Origin of the sequence: Ancylomarina longa, assembly GCF_003996985.1 — a bacterium.
Lineage (GTDB): Bacteria > Bacteroidota > Bacteroidia > Bacteroidales > Marinifilaceae > Ancylomarina_A > Ancylomarina_A longa.
Map to the genome: position 1 here is coordinate 1 of NZ_RJJX01000008.1, position 21,978 is coordinate 21,978.

Below are 21,978 nucleotides of genomic sequence, written 5' to 3' on the forward strand. Positions count from 1 at the left end.
CCTCTTCCCTTCCCGAACAGAGAAGTTAAGCCCGTTAGCGCCGATGGTACTGCAGAGATGTGGGAGAGTAGGTCGATGCCAACCTTTAAAAGAGTCTTATTCCTTATGGAATGAGACTCTTTTTTTTTGCCCTTTCTCAAACTTAGTTTATCTTGTATACAGACTATTTTAAAGATAGATGGAATGTTTTTGTTTGATATGTTGGTAAGAAGAAAATATTGCTTAATTTTGCAGATTGATTGTGTATTGCAATCATTTAAATAAGTTTAAATTTTCAAATAAAAGAATTATGTATTTATCAGCAGAAAAAAAGCAAGAGCTTTTCGAAAAGTACGGGAAGTCTAACAAAGACACTGGGGCTGCAGAATCTCAAGTTGCCTTGTTTTCTTACCGTATCGCTCACCTAACAGAGCATCTAAAGAAAAATAGAAAGGATTACAGTACCCAACGTGCGCTGCAATTGCTTGTAGGTAAAAGAAGAAATTTTTTAGATTATCTTAAAGCAAAAGATATTGAAAGATACAGAGCTATAATAAAAGCTTTAAATATTCGTAAATAATATCATATTAAAAAAGCAATCCCAATTAATCGGGATTGCTTTTTATATATAGCGACATCTTGTTGCTTATCCAAATTACAAGTGTGAATTTAACTACACAAAGATGAAAGTGATCGAAAAAATAATTGAATTAGGTGATGGAAGGTCCATCACAATTGAAACAGGAAAATTAGCTAAGCAAGCTGATGGATCTGTTGTAGTGAAAATGGGTAAGACCATGTTGTTAGCTACAGTCGTATCTGCTAAAGATGCTAGACCTGATGTGGATTTTATGCCATTGTCAGTCGACTATAAAGAGAAATTTAGCTCATTTGGACGTTTTCCAGGTGGATTTATGAAGCGTGAAGGAAGACCTTCAGATTATGAAATTCTTGTTTCTCGTCTTGTGGATAGAGCTCTTCGCCCACTATTCCCGGAAAATTATCATGCAGAAACATTTGTTACCATTAATTTAATTTCTGCAGATGAAGAAGCTATGCCTGATGCATTAGCTGGACTAGCAGCTTCTGCTGCACTTGCTGTTTCTGATATTCCAATTATGGAAGCTATATCAGAGGTTCGGGTTGCAAGAATTGATGGTGAATATAAAATAAATCCTACCAGAACAGAATTGGAAGTTGCAGACCTTGACATGATTGTTGCAGCAACAATGGATAATATCATGATGGTAGAAGGAGAAATGGATGAAGTGTCGGAAGCAGAAATGCTTGAGGCCATCAAAGTTGCTCACGAAGCTATTAAAATTCAATGTAAAGCACAGGTTGAGTTGGCTGAACTTGTTGGGAGTACAGAGAAAAGAGATTATTGTCATGAAGAAAACGACGATGAACTTCGTCAGTTAATAATTGATAAGACTTACGATAAAGTATTAGAAGTAGCACGCCGACAAAATCCAAATAAGCATGAACGTTCTGCTTCTTTTTCTGAAGTTAAAGAAGAGTTTGTTGCATGGTATTCGGAAGGTAAAGAGGACTCAGATATTAATATGAGTTTGATTGGACGTTATTATCATGATGTGGAAAAAGATGCTGTAAGAAATATGGTGTTGGAAGATCGTGTTCGTTTAGATGGTAGAAAAACTAACGAAATTCGTCCTATTTGGTCAGAAGTTGATTATTTGCCTGGTGCTCATGGTTCTGCTGTTTTTACCAGAGGAGAAACTCAATCACTAACAACTGTAACATTAGGTACTAAATTAGACGAGAAAATCGTTGATGATGTTTTGTACAGAGGAAAAGAGAAGTTTGTATTGCATTACAATTTCCCTCCATTTTCTACTGGAGATGCTAGACCTACTCGTGGTATTAGTCGAAGAGAAGTTGGTCATGGTAATTTAGCATTCAGAGCATTAAAAGGGATGATTCCTACTGATTCTCCATATGCTATTCGCGTTGTCTCTGATATTTTAGAATCCAATGGTTCCTCTTCCATGGCAACTGTCTGTGCTGGAACACTAGCATTAATGGATGCAGGTATTCAGATCAAACGACCAGTTACTGGTATTGCAATGGGATTAATTTCTACTGAAGGTGCAAAAAAATATGCTGTACTTTCTGATATTTTAGGTGATGAAGATCATTTGGGAGATATGGACTTTAAAGTGACAGGAACAGAAAAAGGTATCACTGCCACTCAAATGGATATCAAAGTTGATGGTTTACCATACGAGGTATTGGCGCAGGCTTTAGAACAAGCTCGTTTGGGTCGTATGCATATTCTTGGGAAAATTTTGGAAACTATTGAAACTCCTAGAGAAGATCTTAAACCACACGCTCCACGAATTATTTCTATTGATATTCCAAAAGATATGATTGGTGCCGTGATTGGTCCTGGTGGAAAAATTATTCAAGAGATTCAGGAATCAACAGGGGCTGTTATTGTTATTGAAGAAGTTGACGGTAAAGGCGTCGTTGACATTTCAGCAAATGATAAGAAGTCTATTGATGCTGCTTTGGCAAGAGTGAAAGGTATAGTAGCTGTACCTGAAGTTGGTACTATTTATAAAGGAAAAGTTAAATCAATTGTTACTTTTGGTGCTTTTGTTGAAATCTTACCTGGTAAAGATGGATTATTACATATCTCAGAAATTGAACATCGCAGATTAAATACCGTTGATGAAGTTTTGAAAGAAGGACAGGAAGTCGAGGTAAAGTTGATTGAGGTAGATGCTAAATCAGGAAAATTAAAACTTTCAAGAAAAGTATTATTACCAAAGCCTGAGAAGAAAGAAAAATAGATTTTTTCGATTTTAATATATAAATCCTGGATTCGTTCCGGGATTTTTTTTTCTATAGACGGAATACTTATCTTTGATTGCTAAATTTTAAACCTTGAATCATGAAAGATAATTGGATCGAATATATAGAGAATAAGATTGATACCCAAGTTGAAAGTTTCATATCAAAAAGGGATTACAGATTTTATCAGATAGAAAAATTGAAAAAAATTGCAGCACTACTTCACAAGCAAAATTTATGCTTGGACTGCAAATATGCAAAATCGGAATTGGAAATACTCGTTGATGATTTGGATAGACTAATTAATAAATCCGGAGTAAATAAAAGTGAATATGAAAAACGAGTGGAAAAATTGATCATACATCTGAAGAAGCAACATGACATTTATCAGGCATTTCATTTTACCTATACCTACACGGCTATTTATACTCTTGTTGGTAGTGTATTTGGCTTGTTATTGACCTATGGATGGTATTATTATTTTAATCCTTCACTTTTTTTTATGTGTGTAGGAGCAGGGCTGTTTGTTGGGAATATTCTTGGATATAATAAGGATAAAAAATACCGTAGTCAGGGAAAACAAATTTAGGATTTAATTGAGCGATTAATTAAATTAAACGATTAATTCATCAATAAATACAATAGCGCACAAAATGGAAAAAATTGCATTGCTAACACTAACTTGCCTGATGATTGGAGCCTGCTCGAGTCCTGTATCAAAAATGAATTATCCCCTGACCAAAAAAGTAGATACTCTTGATACTTATTTCGATACTAAGGTTCAAGATCCTTATCGTTGGTTGGAAGATGATAATTCAACAGAAACCAAAGAATGGGTGATCGCTGAAAATAATGTTACGAACAATTATCTTTCAAAAATTCCGTATAGAAATAAAATTAAAAAACGACTGACTGCTCTTTGGAATTATCCTAAGGTTGGAGTTCCCTTTAAAAAAGGAAATCTTTATTTTCATTATCGGAATAACGGTTTACAAGATCAATATGTGTTATATGTTCAGAACTCTTTGAAAGACACAGCCAGAATTCTGCTTGACCCTAATCAACTATCAGAGGATGGTACTGTTGCTCTTTCGGGAATTGCAGTTTCTGAGGATAGTAAGTATTTAGCTTATCGTATTGCTCGATCAGGTTCCGATTGGAACGAATTGTATGTTCGTAATATTAAAACTGGTGAAGATCTAAATGATCATTTGATGTGGCTCAAATTTACTGGGGTTGCATGGTATCAAAATGGATTTTTTTATTCTCGGTATAATGCTCCGGAAGAAGGTGGGGCACTTTCCAATTCTAATGAATACCACAAAATATATTATCATAAATTGGGCGATTCGCAAGAAAATGACCAATTGATATATCAAAATGAAAAATATCCGAAGAGATTATATGGAGCGACAGTAACGGACGATCAGAAATATTTGATTATTTCGGAGATGGGGGCCAGTAATGGAAATGGATTGTATTTTAAAGATCTTACTAAAAAAGGATCATCTATACAGTTAATTACAGATGACTTACAAAAAAAACACTCTATAATTGACGATGTTGACGGTAAATTTCTAATGTTTACCAACGAAGGAGCTCCCAAAAACAGATTGGTAGCCGTAGATATAAATAGGCCAACTAAGGAAAATTGGGAGGAAGTTATCCCTGAAAAGGAGAATGTTTTGCATGACGTGAACCTTGCAGGTGGTAAAATTGTGGCTAGTTATATGAAAGATGCTTACTCTGAAATTGAGATTTTGAATTTGAACGGCAAGTTTGAATCAAAATTGGAGATGCCCGGTATAGGTACGGTGGGTAGTTTTTCAGGTAAAAAAGAAGATAAAATTGCCTTTTATAGTTATACCTCATTTACTACTCCAAGTATCGCATATAAATATGATTTTACTATCGGTAAATCTGAAATATTCTATCAGCCTAAAATTAATTTCGATCCGGATGATTTTGTGACAGAGCAAAAATTCTATACCAGTAAAGACGGGACAAAAGTTCCTATGTTTATCGTGCATAAAAAAGGTGTTAAATTAGATGGATCAAATCCATGCTTATTGTATGGTTACGGAGGATTTGATATAAGTTTGACTCCATATTTTACCCCAAGACGAATGGTTTGGTTGGAAAATGGTGGAGTATTCGCTTTGGCTAATTTACGAGGTGGAGGAGAATATGGTGAAAAATGGCATACTGCTGGTACTAAAATGAATAAGCAAAATGTTTTTGACGACTGTATTGCTGCTGCCGAATATCTGATTAAAGAGAATTATACAAATCCAGAAAAACTCGTATTGAAAGGTGGGTCAAATGGAGGTCTTTTGGTAGGTGCAGTGATAAATCAAAGACCTGATTTATTTAAAGTGGCGATACCTGAAGTAGGAGTAATGGATATGTTGAGATACAATAAATTTACAATAGGCTGGTCATGGGCTGGAGATTATGGTACCAGCTCTGATAGCAAAGAGATGTTCGATTATTTGTATGCTTATTCTCCTATCCACAACATTACTGAAAAGATTAAGTACCCTGCTATTTTAGTTACAACAGCTGATCATGATGACAGAGTTGTACCAGCACATTCTTTCAAATATATTGCAACATTGCAGGAAAAATACCATGGTGAAAATCCTGTTTTAATTAGAATAGAATCAAAAGCGGGGCATGGAGGTGGAATGCCAACATCAAAACAAATTGAAGAATATACTGATATTTGGTCCTTTATATTTTATAATATGGAACTTACTCCTAAGTTTATGAAATAGTTGAATTATTAAAATAATTATAGAGGAGATTTTGTTGATATTTTATTGGCAATCTCTCCTCTTTTTTTTAATAAAAAGACTGATATTTGTTCCTCATTTTCTATTTTTATGTCTCCAAATCTGTAATGCTGTTTTAATGGATTATAATTTTATCGTAATTGAAGGAAATATTGGAGCTGGAAAAACCTCTCTTTCTCACAAAATTGCTAGCGAGTTTAACGCTAAACTTATTTTGGAGCAATATGCAGAGAATCCTTTCTTGCCAAAATTTTATAAGGATCCTGAAAAATATTCCTTTCCACTTGAAATGTCTTTTCTTGCAGATAGATATAATCAGTTAAAAAAAGAATTAAGCGAAAGAGATTTATTTAAATCTTTTACCATCTCGGATTACTATTTTATGAAATCCTTGATTTTTTCAAAGCAAACTCTTCAGGATGATGAATATAGCTTGTATCGACAGTTTTTTCACATCATATATAATTCCTTACCAAAACCCGATTTGTATGTATATTTACATACAGACGCAGATCATCTACTACAAAATATAAAGAATAGAGGCAGGGAATATGAACAGGATATTTCTGCCGATTATCTACGGAAAATACAGGAAAGTTATTTCGATTTTTTTAAGCAGCAGCAGGATTTAAAGTTTTTGATTATCGATACTAATAAAATAGACTTTGTAAATAATGAGGAGGATTATAGGAAAGTATTAAATGCAATTTTTCAAACTAAATGCAAGTATGGAGTCAATAGGGTGATACTCTGAAAACCCTGTGCTGTCAAATTAAAATATCGAATCGATTTAATTTGCATAAAATTTTCTTAAATTTGCTTCTGAACTAGATTATAATTTTAAAATTAAAATAATTAAGTAGTTGTTATGAAAAGATCAAAGCTTATTTCTTTGGCTTCTTTAGCTTTAGCAGGTGTGGTACTTACAAGTTGTGCCGGACTTAATAAAATGAAAAAGGAAGCTAGTAATATCAAGTATCAAGTGACTCCTGAAGTTTTGGAAGCTCACGCTGATATGGTTGATGTAAAAGTTACTGTAAACATTCCTGCAAAGTATTTCAACAAGAGTGCAGTTGTTGTTGCAACTCCTGTCCTTAAGTATGATGGTGGTGAAAAAGCATTCGCTTCCAAAACTTTACAAGGTGAAAAAGTTCAAGGAAACAATACTGTTGTTCCTTTCGAAATAGGTAAAACCATTACCTACACTGGCAAAATCCCTTATGAGAATGCCATGAGAATTTCTGACCTTGAGGTGAGAATGACTGCTAGTAAAGGTGAAAAATCGGTTGAATTTGATCCTTATAAAATTGCAGATGGTGTTATTGCAACTGCAACTCTAGTACAAAATGCTCCTCGTAACATTATTGGTAAAGATGCTTTCCAAAGAATTATTCCTGAAAGCAAAGAGGCTGATCTCCATTATCTAATCAATAGCTCAAAAGTACGTTGGTCTGAGATGAAAGATGAAGATATTGCTTCTCTTAAGGAATATTTGAATACTGTGAAAGCAGATGAAAATAAAGATTACAAAGGAATTGAGGTAGATGCGTATGCTTCTCCTGATGGAAAACAAGATTGGAATGCAAAATTAGCCAATAACCGTGAAGTTTCTTCTTCTAAGTATATCAAGAAAGCAATGAAGAAAGCTGACATGGAAGCTTATTCTGCTGAAGACTTATTCAAATCTAAAGTAACTCCTGAAGATTGGGAAGGATTCCAGAAATTAATGAAAGCTTCTAACATTCAGGATAAAGAATTAATTCTTCGTGTTCTTTCTATGTATTCAGATCCTGAAGTACGTGAAAAAGAAATCAGAAATATTTCTGCTGCTTTTGATGAAGTAAAAGAACAAGTTTTACCTAAATTAAGAAGAGCTAAATTTATTGTGAGTGTTGATCTTATCGGAAAGACTGACGAACAATTGAAGTCTCTTGTAATGAGTAATCCTTCGGAATTGAATGTAGAAGAATTATTATTTGCTGCTTCTTTATTAAATTCTGCTGATGAAAAATTAGCTGCTTATGAAGCTGCTAAGAAACAATTTCCTAAAGATTGGAGAGGATACAATGATGCTGGTATGATTTTATTCGGAATGAATAAAGTTGATGAAGCTAAAGCTAATTTCGAAAAAGCTGACCAATTGTCTTCTAATAATCCTATTGTGAAAAACAATATGGGAGCTGTTGAATTGGTAAAAGGTAATATTGATGATGCAGAAGTTCTTTTTGGTGCTGCCACTGGTGCAGGAAACGAAGTGAACTACAACTTAGGTATTGTTGCTGTTAAAAAAGCTCAGTATGATACTGCTGTTAAGCAATTCGGAGAGTGTACTGCTGCAAATGCTGCTTTAGCTAACATTCTTGTTGGTAAATACAATGTTGCTTTAGATAAGCTAAATGCAAATACTAGCGACGATGCTATGGTATATTACTTAAAAGCAGTTGTTGGTGCAAGAACTAACAATAACAATTTAGTATTTACTAATTTGGAAACTGCTGTTGCGAAAGATGCTTCATTGAAAGCCACTGCAAAAACTGATATGGAATTTGTAAAAGTTTTTGAAGATGCAAAATTCAAAGCTATTGTTGAGTAATTAATAATTACACGATATATTAAAGCGAATCCTTTGGGGTTCGCTTTTTTTAACGATAGCATAGAGACGAATTGAAATTGTTGTTTTAATCTGTTTAATTAAGAGTCAAGAATAAAAAAACAAGCATATGGTAATTAAAATTCCAAAGAAGGTGACTAATAATTTTCAGGGTGTTGTATTGTTTTCAGATTTATATGCACAAACCAAAGCTTGCTATAACCAGGAGATTGTTCTTGATTTTGAGGAGACAAAATTGTTTGAATCTAATCTTTTTGCGGTGCTTTCTTGTCTGATAGCTTTTTGGGAAAGGCGACGCAATAAGATTCGTTTTACAGGTATGCAGGATTCGATTCAGAATTTATTCAATATTAAAAAGCTGGAAAATAAGCATGCACAAAAGCGGATATGGAAATGTCTGGTAAAAAGTCAATGCTTCACGTCAGCCGACGAGGAATTGTTATCGGATTATCTGGAAAATAAAATTTTTCCGAATCGCCCTGAAATAACTACAAATCCACAACTTAAAATGGCGATAGAATTATGCGTTGCGGAAACATTTAGAAATGCCTTTGTACATAGCGATTGTAAGGAGGTATTTATAGCTCATTTTTTCTCGGTGTATAATAATAAATTATTTATAAGTATTGTGGATCAAGGAAAAACGATAAGAGATATTGCAAGGACAGATGAAGGAAAAATTTTAAATGGTGTGGATGCAATAGATTGGGCTGTTCACGATGGTACTTCTTCGAAGTCGGAAAAACAAAAGGGAATCGGACTAAATACCATTCGTCAATTCATCGAACAAAATCAAGGTAAAATTCAGATTGTATCTGGAAATGGTGTATGGAAACAGGTAAAGCACCGCTCATTTTCAAAAACCTACGAAAGATCATTCCCGGGCACTATCATTACGCTGGAATTTAATCTGGGTTAATTGTGTTTTTAGAATTTAAGCTTTGCAAAAAGATCCCAAAGTACAATACCGCAGCTCACTGAGATATTAAAGGAATGTTTGGTTCCATATTGTGGAATCTCAATACATCCGTCAGATAAATCAACAATTTTTTGCTGAACGCCTTTTATTTCGTTGCCGAAAATTAATGCATACTTTTTGGTGGGATCAGCATTAAAAGCTTCCAAAGAAATACTATTTTCAGCTTGCTCAACAGAATAGATTTCAAAGTCTTTCTCCCTTAATTTAGTAAGGGCATCTTCAGTATCTTTAAAATATTCCCATTGGACTGAATCTTCGGCACCAAGAGCTGTTTTATGCAAATCGCGGTGAGGTGGGGTAGCAGTAATTCCACATAAATAGACAGAATCAATCAAAAGTGCATCTGAGGTACGAAATACCGATCCAATATTATTCATGCTTCTAACATTGTCTAATACAATGATAATTGGATTTTTCTCGGATTGTTTGAATTCCTCAACACTCTTGCGATTTAATTCGCTGTTTTTAAGTTTTCTCATTTGGTTATACTGCTGCGTAGTTAATTGTTATTGCAATAAAAGGATTAGACTGTTGTCCAATTTAAAAGCTAGTCAACGAATAATTGTCAGTCATTCTATGATCTTTACAATCAACTTAGTTTGCCTTATTAAGCTATATAATCCTTTAAAATAGGATACAAAAATAAAAAAAGGAACCCGATTAGGATTCCTTTTGTAAATTATTTCTATAAATCTTTACCAATTAACAGGTTTACGACGGACTGGCATAGTCATACAACGAGCTCCACCACCGCCTCGTGGTAGTTCTGAACCTTCAATTGTAATTACATATTTTTCGTAATCAGAAAGCTCAATTTTATGACGAATAATATCCTTAGCACGAAGGATTTCAAAGCCATTTTTATTCATTGCCTCCATAGTGTGGATGTTTCTTCCGTAACCAAGCACTTTACCCGGTCCAATAGCAAAAAAGTTAGCTCCACTATGCCATTGTTCTCTTTCCTGATTCCAAGGATCTCCATTGCCACCACAATAAATAGGCTTTAAATCCATACCTAATTTTTTTAAAGCTTCCAAGAGATTATTTTCGTGAACAATGTTTAATACCTTTCCATTTTCGATAGTGATATGTACAGTTTGGTATTTGTTCGGACGAAGAATTAATGGCTCATAGACCATGCATTTATCAACATCCAATAATGTAAATACCATATCTAAATGGATAAAAGATTCCGGATGACTCGGTAATTCCTGAACTAAAATATGGCGTTGGCGTTTTTCCTTTTGTGTAAGTAGTTGAGCTAATATAAAATCAATTCCTTGCGTTGAAGTTCTGGTGCCATTACCAATAATCAAAATATCATCACGGGCAATCAAAACATCCCCGCCTTCAATCGTACATGCTGAATCTAAGGCAGGATTGTCAATTGGATTCACTGTTTTTGTCTTAAATCCGGGAATATAATCGAAAATGGATTGCATAATCAGGGATTCCCGATCACGAACCGAATTGGCCATCTTTCCAATCAATACTTCATCAACAACCGACATAGATGCATCGCGTGTGAAGAAGAAATTATGAAGCGGACGCATGGCATAACGTTCTTTGCTTAAAAATTTGGTCAAATTATCTGCCTTTAAAGGTACTCCTTCGATTAGTAAGGATGCCAATACCGCAGGCTCCTGATCCAAAAGATAATCTTTAATGCAGTAGGTGTTTCCTTTCACACCAACTTGTGGCTCCATAAGACAAACCTTATCTACTATAGCCTCTTTTGCCTTTTCGTTCCCTAGTACCGTAGTAAGGAGATCCTTTACCTGATAGGTTTGGGCAACAGTAGACAGAACGCTGCTCAATTGCTTATATTCTTCTCTTGCTACTGCCAGATTTAATATATCGCTATAAAGTGCTCTTTCGGCATTTTCAGGTGTCATATTCTCGACTTCCGAGCCCGGAGTATGAAGGATAACTCCTTCTAATTCACCAATCTCCGATCTAACATTTAACTCTACATAATTCTCCATGCCTGATCTATTAAGTCTTGTTTATTTCTATTTGTTTGTTGTGTAAAATATCATTTTGATGTGCAAAAGAAATAAAAATAAAGGGTATTGAAAAGGATTGCGTTAAGTAAATTTTGTGTTTTCTACAACAGCATCGAATAGGTTTAATTATTGGTTGATACACATATTGCTTCTATTGAATTAAATAGGGGTGATATGTAAAATATAACTCATTTATATCTCATGGTATAACTCCACTTCCTAATATCCGGCTGCTTGACCATCTTTTCTCGATTCGGAAGCGCCAAAATAAACACCTCTTGCTTCATCGTAGAGGATAGCTTGATAACCACCGTATCCTCCGGCATCGAATTTAATCCGGTGTCCTTTCTTGATTAGTTCGCGAATACTCTGGTAGGGGATTCCCGATTCTACACTGATCCAGCCGCCATCGGTCATTTTGCCACCGGTAGGTTGAGAATCACCGCTGTGCCTGATTCGGGGAGCATCTCCGGCTTCCTGCAAGTTCATACCAAAATCAATTAAATTTACTACAATCTGAGCATGTCCCTGTGGTTGCATGGCTCCTCCCATTAGTCCAAAGCTGATATATGGTTTACCATCCTTGGTAATAAATGCCGGAATGATGGTGTGAAAAGGTCGCTTTCCGGGTTCAAATACATTCGCATGTCCTTTTTCCAGACTGAATAATTCACCTCTGTCCTGTAATACAAAACCCAAACTATCGGGAGTCATTCCCGAGCCCATGCCACGATAATTGCTTTGTATGAGCGATACCATATTCCCCTCCTTATCAGCAACAGTAAGATAAATAGTATTGCCCTGTTCCAGTTCTCCTGAGGGATAGGATAGGGCAGCTTTTTCGGGATCGATGAGCTGTTTGCGTTCTTTTGCATAGCTCTTTGATATCAATTGATCTAAAGGAATATCGGCGAATTCAGGATCACAATAGAATTTTGCACGATCTTCAAAAGCTAGTTTTTTAGCTTCGATAAAAGTGTGAAGGTAGTCCGTACTGCCAAATCCCATACTTGTAATATCATATTGTTCTAAAATATTTAAGATTTCCAGAGCAGCAGTACCCTGTCCATTGGGTGGTAGTTCCCATATATCATAACCACGATAGTTAATGGAGATAGGCTTAACCCATTCGGAATGATGTGATGCTAAATCCTCATAGGTAAGAAAACCACCTTGTTCTTTCATATAACGGGCAATGGTTCTTGCAATTTCACCTTCGTAAAAAGCATCTCGTCCACCTGTTGCTATTTTTTCATAAGTATTGGCTAAATAAGGATTTTTAAATACATCTCCTTTCTGTGGCATTTTTCCATTATGAATGTAGGTTTTGGCAAATCCTTTATATTTTTTCAAGCGTTTGGCGTTGGCAGTCATATAATAGGATATTAATTCACTTACAGGAAAGCCATTTCGGGCATAGTCGATGGCTGGTTGCAGAATTTGTTTCATATCTATACTCCCAAATCTGTTGTGTAGACTGAACCAACCATCCACACAACCAGGAACCGATACCGGAAGCGGACCATAGGAAGGGATTTTTTTGTAGCCATGGTCTATAAAGTATTCTAGACTCAAACTTTTAGGTGATCTTCCACTGCCATTTAAGCCGTATAATTTTTTTGTCTTCGCATCCCAGATAATCACAAAAATATCGCCACCGATTCCACTGCCGGTGGGTTCCATTAAACCTAGTGTTGCATCTGCAGCAATGGCAGCATCTACTGCATTACCTCCTTTTTTTAAAATATCAAGGGCAACTTGTGTAGCTAATGGTTGACTGGTACAGGCCATGCCATGTTGAGAAATCACTTCGGATCGACTGGCAAAGGGAAGTCCGGTAATGCGATCTTGTGCAATGCTGTGCATCGTGCAAAAGAAAAGGAAGAATAAGGGTAGGTTTTTTTTCATGGTTTAAATTTTGGTTGAATGTGTTGCAAATACTTATTGATAAGTATTGTGTGTTTGGAGAAGCAAGGATAAGTCATAAGACCAAATATTTGTTTTTCGGTATTAAAGATAGGAAAAGATTATCTTTGAAGGGTAAAAGGTAAAGTTGATGAAATACGGTGTGAAAATCTTGGTTTGGTTCGTGTTAATACATCTGTTTACGAATGTTTTAGCAGAAGTTAAACCGGAGATTATTAAGTCTAATCTTATTCAGGATACAATTGTTTATCCGGACTCGATGCTTCATGTGAAGCTTGATGAAGTGAAAATTAAACGCTATAAAAGAAGAAAAAGAAAGTACTACCGAAATACGCGAAAGTATTGGCGTACGGTTCGCAATATTAGGCTTGTTTACCCTTATGCCGAAGCTGCTAATACCACCATTATAGACTTGAACAAGCAATTGGAGAAGCTGCATTCTAAACGCGATAGACGAAAACTTATTCGTAAAGAATACAATGGCTTGATGAAGGAATACAAGAAACCTTTGATGAAACTAAAAATTTCGCAGGGACGTTTGCTGATGAAATTAATCGATCGGGAAACCGGAAATAGCAGTTATTATCATCTGAAAGAATTGAAGGGATCTTTTATCGCATTTTTTTGGCAGTCGGTGGCCGTGATGTTTGGTTCCTCCTTAAAGGAAGAATACGATCCTCTAGGCAAGGACTGGATGGTGGAAGAGATTCTGGATAGAATGAAACGAGGAGAATTGCGTCCTCCTAAAATCGATAGATAAAAATTGCCCAAAAGCTGTGGCGGAGAGAAGAAAATGATGGAAAATATCTTAGGAGTTGGGGAAATTCTTAAAAAGCGCGGGAAAATTGCTCCGGAGCGACAGAAAGTCCGACAAAAGTGCGGGGAAAAGCTAAAAAGCTGGGGGAATTGTAAAAAAGTGCCAGAAAGTCAGATAAAATTGGATTCCGAATCTGGAAACTAAGGAATTCAAACTTCTTATCTAAAAAGGGGTGATATGCTTTATAAAACAAGTTTCTCGTCGTGGAATTGTCTTCCGTAATTTGCTTCATTCAGCTTTTTTATAAGCTTTTTGTATAACAAATACTATAGTTTTTCTAATAATTAAGAATTATTTTAGAGAGATATTTTGAATATGGATACAACCCTTTTACATCTTATGCATCATAGAGGAAAAACCCAACGCTATGAAAATTAAATTCTACAAATCGTACAACAAGCTATTGTCGATTTTCTTATCCTTAATTGGAATGGGAGCAAGCCTTAGTCTTACTTCCTGCGATCTATCTAATAATACGAGAGTGGAATATGGAACACCGCATGCTACCTTTAAAGTGCATGGTGTGGTAAGTTCCGAAACCAATGTGAAAATTCCCAATATCAGGGTTGTAATGCGAGAGGATACTACCTTTACCGATGCAAACGGTGCTTACGAGGTCGAAATCAGCGATTTTCCTGGAAATCAGAATTTCGCTATGGGATTTAAGGATGTGGATGGTAGCGAAAATGGAGCCTATCAGCCGAAGGATACTACTGCCAGTTTCGTAAATCCACAATATATTGATGGAGATTCCTGGTACGAAGGGGAAACATCAACAGAGGTAAATGTGAATCTGAAAGCCGAGCAAAAATGATTGCAGATATACCGCTACGCAAAAAAATTGCACTGGAGTTGTTTCGAAAGTATCGCCATAATGCTGCAAAAATTCATCAACTTAATTATTTGTTTTGGGAGTGTACCCTGCGTTGTAACCTAAATTGTTTACACTGTGGCAGCGATTGTAAAAAGGAGGCTGTGGTAAAAGATATGCCGGTAGATGATTTTATTGCCGCAGTGGACGATGTATCGGATATCGTGGATCCTCACCAAACCATGATTGTATTTACAGGTGGTGAGCCGCTCGTACGTCAGGATCTGGAAATTTGCGGGCAAAAGTTATACGATAGAGGTTTTCCCTGGGGAATGGTTTCTAATGGAATGGGACTAAATGAACAAAGATTGCAGTCGCTGCTTCAAGCCGGATTGCGTGCCGTAACCATTAGTCTGGATGGAATGGAAGCTGCGCATAATTGGTTGCGGGGAAATAAGAATAGCTTTAAAAATGCTGTTCGTGCCATTGAGCTCTTGGCAAAAATTCCCGATTTAAAATTTGATGTAGTTACCTGTGCCAATCAAAAAAATTTAAAAGAATTAGGGACGTTGAAGTCTTTCCTTATGGAGAAAGGGGTGAGCGAATGGCGCATATTTACTGTATTCCCAATCGGTAGAGCAAAACGATACGATGATTTGCAACTTACTTCTATCCAATTTAAAAGTCTGTTTGATTTTATCAAGGCGGAGCGAAAATCCGGAGGAATTCAATTGAATTACGGGTGCGAAGGATTTCTGGGAAATTATGAGGGGGAGGTAAGAGATGATTTATTTTTCTGTCGTGCAGGAATCAATGTTGCTTCCGTTTTAGTTGATGGATCAATTTCTGCCTGTCCCAATTTACGTGCGAATTTCACACAGGGAAATATCTATCAGGATAGCCTTAAAGATTGTTGGCAGAACCGATACGATAAATTCAGAGACAGGAGTTGGACAAAGAAAGGTGTGTGTGCGAGTTGTGATTATTTCAGGTACTGCGAAGGCAATGGCTTACACTTACGTGATGAGAAGAATGAGGATTTGCTCTTCTGTCATTTTAAACGAATTCAGGAAGGTGAGAATTCTATCAATACATGATTATTCCTTTATATAAGCTTCAATCCTTTCATCAAACAATTCTGATTTATTCAGATAATCTGTACATTTTTTTGGATCAGATTGATCGATAAACTCTTTCACCTTTTCAAAAGCCTCCTCTCTCTTCTCGGAGATATTCATGCGGTATTCACTGAATAGCTGCTCTGCTTGACTTTCCCAACCATAACGTTTTATTAGTATCGTATGAATAAGGAAGGAGAGAATCCAACTCAATAATAAAAGGATGGGATTGGAAACGGAATTCATGAATAATAAGGGAAAGATTAGGAGAAAGACCGGAATAGATGCCGCTACACAATAAATTCCAATCATGAGGTTGTTGTAATATTCCGAGAAATGAATCATCTTCTTTTTGCGCGAAGTGTAGAATAAAAACCAATGGGTAAATAGGTTTAATGCAAGTGCGTAGAATAGGATCGCAACCTCCGAAGCCGAATTCAAAGAAAAAAATATTGCTACAAACAAAGATAAATTTGACAATAGAAAAGAGTAGATGTGGTTTTCCGCAACATCTTTAGTATTCCGATTTTTCATACAATTTGAGAGAATTGGTTTTCAATGTGAGTGTAAAAGGCATTGGCTTTTAGTGGCATATCATCACTAAAAGCTAATATCAGCAATGCTTATTTTACAAAGCCATGATTGTTTTAACCACATTTTCGGCTCCATCGCCTATTTGAGCTATGGTAGCGTCCAACATATAACAAGGAGTCGTAACAATTTTGTTTTCCTTATCAAAAACAGTTTCGCCATGCCCTGTATTAACGTGCGTAGCCCCCATTTTGGTAATTGCTTCGGCAGTTGCTGCATCGTTCCCGATTGTTACTTCTACCGCACCCAGTATTTTTGCAATTAAAGCCGGAGCAATACAAAGTGCACCTATGGGCTTTCTTGCAGAATGCATTGCTTTTAACACACGTTCAACATCCTCGTTAACCTCACAATCGGCACCTTTAAAGGCAAAAGTACAAAGGTTTTTAGCCACACCAAATCCACCAGGAAATAGGATGGCATCGTAGTCTGCTGCCCTGAATTCCTGTAAATCTTTAATATTACCTCGTGCGATGCGAGCTGCTTCCACCAAAACATTTCGTTTCTCTGCCATTTCTTCTCCTGTAAGATGGTTGATTACGTGATATTGGTCGATATTCGGTGCAAAAATCTGATATTCTCCACCATTTTTTGAAATAGCATACATGGATAAAGTGGCTTCATGAATCTCGGAACCATCATATACACCGCATCCCGATAATACAACTGCAAATTTTTTCTTTGAATTCATATCGATATGGTTTAGTTTTAATTGTTAATGATATTTGATCTAATGAAAGGTAATATTCCTGATATTTTGTAGTTCCAAATTGGCATACAAATATTCAGAAAGATTTTTTCAATAAGCTTTACCTATGACAAGTAAACGTTTATTCGTAGCAATAAAGATAGCCAATACCAATCAAATTCGTGCGATTTTTCGACAAGTTCAATTAGAATTGGATTCGGAACAAATCAAATGGGTGGATTTAAATGGAATACATATTACCCTTGGTTTTATGGGATCTACAGATACGCGTAAAATTCCGATGATTAAAAACAGATTGAAGGTTATTGCTGCTAATTCAGCTCCATTTTCGATTCAACTAAAATCGATGGGTGCTTTTCCATCGCTTCAGCGTCCTCGAATTTTATGGCTGGGAGTGAACACTAGCAATACTATTTTTGATTTGCAAAAAGAGATTTTAAAACAAATGGAATATATCGCTCCAATTAAGGCTACACATTTTTTCCCGCATCTTACCTTCGGAAGAATTAAGCATGGAGTACAAAATCCAAAGTTGGTAGAAAAAGTTCTTAAGAAATATGAATCGTGGCAGGAAAAGGAGGTCCTGATTGGGCATTTTGTTTTAATGGAGAGTGTTTTGACAAAATCGGGTCCGATTTACAAGGTGATAGAGCAATTTAAATTAGGAAATAGCATGGAATAGGTTTTGTATGTCTTGCTAAAAATGAAGCATGGATTTACCCAAATCTTTTTCTCTATTTTAATGAATCGAACTGTATTCTTTTTTTTATATGCGAGAAGATGTAAATTTGGGCTACTAAAAATTGAACCTATATGATTACAATAGAGACTTTGGTGTTTAATCACTGGCAGGAAAACACATATATCTTATACGATGAAACAAAGGAAGCAGTATTAATTGATTGTGGTGTTTTTTTCGAGGAAGAAGGCAAAAAATTGGTTGACTTTGTGGAGAAAAATGGGCTGAAATTGGTCAAACAATTAAATACGCACCTGCATATCGATCATGTTCTGGGTAATCAGTTTATGAAAGATCAGTTTGGATTGCTTACTTATGCCCATAAAGAGGATGAGTTTTTGTTGGCCGAAGCTCCAAATTATGCTTTTAGATTAGGATTAGAGAATGTGGTAGAACCACCTAATTTGGGTGGTTTTATAGAGGAAGGAGATACTATTAAATTCGGTAATTCAGATTTAAAGGTTTTACATGTTCCCGGTCATTCCCCCGGTCATGTCGTGTTTTACAACGAAGCGCAAAAATTTTTAATTGCAGGTGATGTATTGTTTCGCGAAAGCATTGGTCGGACGGATTTGCCCTATGGAAATTACGAACAATTAATCGAGGGTATTAAGAGTAAGCTTTTGGTACTGGATGATGAGGTGGTGGTTTATCCCGGTCATGGAAGTTCTACAAGTATTGGTCACGAACGCCGTAATAATGTGTTTTTGAAAGGATTGAGCTGAAAATTTTCCTATACAGACAACCTCTTCGATTCGAAGAGGTTTTTTTATGGTGTAACTGTACTGGAAAATCGATGAAAGTGTGATAAAAATCATGTTTGTATTGTCTTGTAAAGCAATTTGTTAAGGTGCTTTATTTTGTGTTTCAGTAATGTTGAAAAACAGAGGAAATTCATGATTACTCCTCCCGAAATCTTAAATCTTTTGCTACTTTTACACTCACAAATTTTTATAAACAACATTTAATACTAAACAACGATATGGCAAGCGAAAAGTTTGTTTCCCGTCACATTGGTCCTCGTCAAGGCGATCTTAAGACCATGTTGGAAACTGTTGGTGCTCCTTCATTGGATGCCCTGATTGAAGAAACAATCCCTTCGGATATTCGTCTCAAAAAATCTTTGGATTTACCTAAAGCATTGTCTGAATACGAATATTTTTCGAAAATAAAAGGAATTGCTGCTAAGAATAAATTGTTCCGAACTTTTATTGGGCAAGGTTATTACGATACCATTACTCCAGCTGTAATACAGCGAAATGTATTGGAAAGTCCGGGATGGTATACCCCTTATACTCCCTATCAAGCTGAGGTTTCGCAAGGTAGATTGGAAGCATTGCTAAATTTCCAAACCATTGTATTGGATTTAACTAAAATGGAACTGGCAAACTGTTCTCTTTTAGATGAAGCTACTGCTGCTGGCGAAGCAATGAATATGATGCAGGGCTTACGTTCCCGTGCTAAGAAAAAAACTGGTGCAAATCAGTTTTTTGTAGACAAAAATATTTTTGCACAAACACTTGATGTATTAAATACTCGTTCGGTTCCCCGTGGAATTGAATTGATTGTTGGAGATTATAAAACTTTTGAGTTTACCGATCAGGTTTTTGGCGCAATCGTGCAATATCCTGCTGCAAATGGTAGCGTGGAAGATTATACTGATTTTGTAGAGCGTGCACATGCTGCTGAATCATTGGTTGCTGTTGCTGCGGATTTAATGAGTTTGGTGCTTTTAACTCCTCCGGGAGAATGGGGTGCTGATATTGTTTTGGGAACTACCCAGCGTTTTGGTGTTCCAATGGGTTATGGTGGTCCGCATGCTGCTTATTTGGCTTGTCGTGAAGCATATAAGAGAAATATTCCTGGTCGTATTATCGGTGTAACTAAAGATGCACAAGGAAATGTTGCTTTGAGAATGGCTTTGCAAACCCGCGAACAGCATATCAAACGTGAACGTGCTACTTCAAATATTTGTACCGCTCAGGCTTTATTAGCTTCAATGGCTGGCTTCTATGGTGTGTATCATGGTGCCGAAGGTTTAAAGAGAATCGCAGGTCATATTCATGCTGCTGCCGGGAAATTATCAGAAGGATTAAAGGCTTTGGATTATCAACAAACTATTGAAAACTATTTCGATACATTGGAAGTAATTCTTCCGAATGGTGTTGCAGTAGAGGATATCAGAAATGCTGCACTTGAGGCTGAATTAAACTTCCGCTATATTAATGATACAACTATTGGTATTTCTACTGATGAGAAAATCAGTGAAAATGAAATAAATACAATTTTAAATATTTTTGCTAAAGCAGCTGGTAAAGCTGAAGTTGCAGAATCAGAGGTAGAGGAGAAAATTTATTTCAATCAGCAATTTGCAAGAGTAAGCAAATTCTTAACACTTGACGTATTTAAGCGTTATCGTTCGGAAACTGCAATGATGCGATATATCAAGAATCTTGAGAAAAAAGATATTGGTTTAAATACTTCTATGGTTTCTTTGGGTTCTTGCACTATGAAACTGAATGCTGCAGTTGAGATGTTACCTATCAGCTGGCCAGAATTTAGTGCTATTCACCCATTTGTTCCTGTTGATCAGGCTCAAGGGTATCAGGAATTGATTACTGAACTAGAGCAATGGCTTTCGGTTATCACCGGATTTTCGGGTTGTACATTACAACCAAATTCTGGTGCTGCTGGTGAATATACTGGTTTGATGGTAATCAGACAGTATCATATTTCACGTGGAGATACTCACAGAAATATCGTTTTGATTCCTGCTTCTGCTCACGGTACTAATCCTGCATCTGTTGCAATGGCTGGATTGGATGTTGTTGTGGTAGCTTGCGATGATAAAGGGAATGTAAATCTTGAAGATCTTAAAGCCAAGGTGGAGAAACACAAAGATAATTTGTGTGCCTACATGATTACTTATCCATCTACACACGGTGTTTTCGAGTCTGGAATTAAAGGAATGATGGATTTGATTCATGAAAATGGTGGTCAGGTTTATATGGATGGTGCAAATATGAATGCTCAGGTTGGGTTAACAAATCCTGGAACTATTGGTGCTGATGTTTGCCATCTAAATCTTCATAAAACATTTGCAATTCCTCATGGAGGAGGAGGACCTGGTGTTGGGCCAATTTGTGTGGCAGAACATTTGGTACAGTTCTTACCATCACACAAAGTTGTGAAAACGGGTGGAGAGAATTCAATTTCTGCAGTTGCAGCAGCTCCATACGGATCGGCTAGTGTATTGCCAATCACCTATGGATATATTGCAATGTTAGGTGCTGAAGGTTTAGAAGAAGTTACTAAAATGGCAATAATGAATGCGAATTATTTGGCATCATCATTCCAAAAAATGGGCTTTAAAATTCTTTATACCGGCGAAAAAGGTCGCGTTGGTCACGAGATGATATTTGATTGTCGTGAGTTTAGCAAGACTGCTGGAATTATCGATACAGATATTGCTAAGCGTTTAATGGATTATGGATTTCATGCACCTACTTTATCGTTCCCAGTTCATGGAACCCTAATGGTAGAGCCAACTGAAAGTGAGCCATTGGAAGAATTGGATCGTTTTATCGAGGCATTGGCAAAAATCAACGAGGAGATGAAGGAGATTGAAGATGGCATTGCTGATGCATTGGATAATGTATTGAAAAATGCACCGCATACGCATATGGTAATGACAGCCGATGAATGGAATCATAGTTATAGTCGTAAAAAAGCTGTATATCCATTGAACTGGGTTGCTGACAATAAATTTTGGCCAACCATAAGTAGAGTGGATGATGCCTACGGAGATCGTAATTTAATGTGTTCATGTGCAGCATTAGAAGCTTACGTAGAAGAACATTGCGATTGCGATTAATTGCAGAATCATAGACACAAAAAAGGAGGCTGCCCCTGCCTCCTTTTAATGTTCTATTACTAACCCTAAAATTTAACTATGAAATTAATGAATTGAAAAATCAAATCCATTAAATCTACATTATCTTACGATTGAGGTTCAAAAAGGTTGTGTGAAAAATGAAAATTGATGGATATTCTTTCAATGTAATTTTCATAAGAAAGACC

General features: G+C 36.2%; 18 protein-coding genes and 1 rRNA gene. 14 read left to right on the forward strand and 5 right to left on the reverse strand.

The features are described from left to right. The 8 genes from rrf to DLK05_RS07560 form a co-directional block, all read left to right on the forward strand. Window positions 1–84 (forward strand): 5S ribosomal RNA (gene rrf, locus DLK05_RS07525); the annotation flags it as partial. Between the two features lie 205 nt (window positions 85–289). Further along, window positions 290–559, forward strand: coding sequence for a 30S ribosomal protein S15 (rpsO, locus tag DLK05_RS07530; RefSeq protein ID WP_127343401.1), 270 nt, complete (start codon window positions 290–292; stop codon window positions 557–559). Between the two features lie 103 nt (window positions 560–662). Beyond that, complete coding sequence (gene pnp, locus DLK05_RS07535; RefSeq protein ID WP_127343402.1) at window positions 663–2,795, forward strand: polyribonucleotide nucleotidyltransferase; 2,133 nt, start codon at window positions 663–665, stop codon at window positions 2,793–2,795. 101 nt (window positions 2,796–2,896) lie between these two features. Beyond that, the gene (locus DLK05_RS07540) at window positions 2,897–3,385 is read left to right on the forward strand and encodes a hypothetical protein (protein WP_127343403.1); all 489 of its coding nucleotides are present in this window, start codon (window positions 2,897–2,899) and stop codon (window positions 3,383–3,385) included. Window positions 3,386–3,449: 64 nt separating this feature from the next. Further along, complete coding sequence (locus tag DLK05_RS07545; protein WP_127343404.1) at window positions 3,450–5,573, forward strand: prolyl oligopeptidase family serine peptidase; 2,124 nt, start codon at window positions 3,450–3,452, stop codon at window positions 5,571–5,573. 136 nt (window positions 5,574–5,709) lie between these two features. Next, window positions 5,710–6,345 carry a deoxynucleoside kinase gene (locus DLK05_RS07550; protein ID WP_127343405.1) on the forward strand — a complete coding sequence of 212 codons (636 nt, stop codon included), beginning with the start codon at window positions 5,710–5,712 and terminating at the stop codon, window positions 6,343–6,345. 114 nt (window positions 6,346–6,459) lie between these two features. Then, on the forward strand, window positions 6,460–8,184 hold the full coding sequence (locus DLK05_RS07555) for a tetratricopeptide repeat protein (protein ID WP_127343406.1): 1,725 nt from the start codon (window positions 6,460–6,462) through the stop codon (window positions 8,182–8,184). 127 nt (window positions 8,185–8,311) lie between these two features. Continuing rightward, the gene (locus DLK05_RS07560) at window positions 8,312–9,121 is read left to right on the forward strand and encodes an ATP-binding protein (protein WP_127343407.1); all 810 of its coding nucleotides are present in this window, start codon (window positions 8,312–8,314) and stop codon (window positions 9,119–9,121) included. Between the two features lie 8 nt (window positions 9,122–9,129). Here the strand turns inward: DLK05_RS07560 and DLK05_RS07565 are convergent, their stop codons facing one another. The 3 genes from DLK05_RS07565 to ggt all read right to left on the reverse strand — a co-directional run bounded on the left by DLK05_RS07565 (window position 9,130) and on the right by ggt (window position 13,095). After that, window positions 9,130–9,660, reverse strand: a complete 531-nt coding sequence (locus tag DLK05_RS07565) for an RNA methyltransferase (protein ID WP_127343408.1) — start codon at window positions 9,658–9,660, stop codon at window positions 9,130–9,132. 216 nt (window positions 9,661–9,876) lie between these two features. Continuing rightward, window positions 9,877–11,166, reverse strand: a complete 1,290-nt coding sequence (locus DLK05_RS07570) for an arginine deiminase (RefSeq protein ID WP_127343409.1) — start codon at window positions 11,164–11,166, stop codon at window positions 9,877–9,879. Between the two features lie 240 nt (window positions 11,167–11,406). Beyond that, entirely contained in the window at window positions 11,407–13,095 is a 1,689-nt protein-coding gene (gene ggt / locus DLK05_RS07575; protein WP_127343410.1) for a gamma-glutamyltransferase, read from the reverse strand. Between the two features lie 148 nt (window positions 13,096–13,243). On the opposite strand from ggt, the gene DLK05_RS07580 reads away from it, so the two are divergent. The 3 genes from DLK05_RS07580 (at window position 13,244) to DLK05_RS07590 (ending at window position 15,838) form a co-directional block, all read left to right on the forward strand. Further along, on the forward strand, window positions 13,244–13,873 hold the full coding sequence (locus tag DLK05_RS07580) for a DUF4294 domain-containing protein (RefSeq protein ID WP_127343411.1): 630 nt from the start codon (window positions 13,244–13,246) through the stop codon (window positions 13,871–13,873). 424 nt (window positions 13,874–14,297) lie between these two features. Further along, window positions 14,298–14,744 (forward strand): radical SAM-associated putative lipoprotein, encoded by a 447-nt coding sequence (locus tag DLK05_RS07585; protein WP_127343412.1) that lies wholly within the window; start codon window positions 14,298–14,300, stop codon window positions 14,742–14,744. Further along, window positions 14,741–15,838, forward strand: a complete 1,098-nt coding sequence (locus tag DLK05_RS07590) for a TIGR04133 family radical SAM/SPASM protein (RefSeq protein WP_127343413.1) — start codon at window positions 14,741–14,743, stop codon at window positions 15,836–15,838. Before DLK05_RS07585 ends, DLK05_RS07590 begins: the two co-directional genes overlap by 4 nt. Here DLK05_RS07590 and DLK05_RS07595 read toward each other — a convergent pair whose 3' ends face one another. Beyond that, window positions 15,839–16,393 (reverse strand): hypothetical protein, encoded by a 555-nt coding sequence (locus tag DLK05_RS07595; protein ID WP_127343414.1) that lies wholly within the window; start codon window positions 16,391–16,393, stop codon window positions 15,839–15,841. A 94-nt stretch (window positions 16,394–16,487) separates the two neighbouring features. Continuing rightward, window positions 16,488–17,141 carry an isoprenoid biosynthesis glyoxalase ElbB gene (gene elbB / locus DLK05_RS07600; RefSeq protein ID WP_127343415.1) on the reverse strand — a complete coding sequence of 218 codons (654 nt, stop codon included), beginning with the start codon at window positions 17,139–17,141 and terminating at the stop codon, window positions 16,488–16,490. Between the two features lie 124 nt (window positions 17,142–17,265). Between elbB and thpR the strand changes: the two genes are divergently transcribed. The 3 genes from thpR (at window position 17,266) to gcvP (ending at window position 21,772) form a co-directional block, all read left to right on the forward strand. Then, the gene (thpR, locus tag DLK05_RS07605; RefSeq protein WP_127343416.1) at window positions 17,266–17,841 is read left to right on the forward strand and encodes an RNA 2',3'-cyclic phosphodiesterase; all 576 of its coding nucleotides are present in this window, start codon (window positions 17,266–17,268) and stop codon (window positions 17,839–17,841) included. A 131-nt stretch (window positions 17,842–17,972) separates the two neighbouring features. Then, window positions 17,973–18,623 carry an MBL fold metallo-hydrolase gene (locus DLK05_RS07610; protein ID WP_127343417.1) on the forward strand — a complete coding sequence of 217 codons (651 nt, stop codon included), beginning with the start codon at window positions 17,973–17,975 and terminating at the stop codon, window positions 18,621–18,623. Window positions 18,624–18,880: 257 nt separating this feature from the next. Continuing rightward, window positions 18,881–21,772, forward strand: a complete 2,892-nt coding sequence (gcvP, locus tag DLK05_RS07615) for an aminomethyl-transferring glycine dehydrogenase (protein WP_127343418.1) — start codon at window positions 18,881–18,883, stop codon at window positions 21,770–21,772. Window positions 21,773–21,978 lie beyond the last annotated feature (206 nt).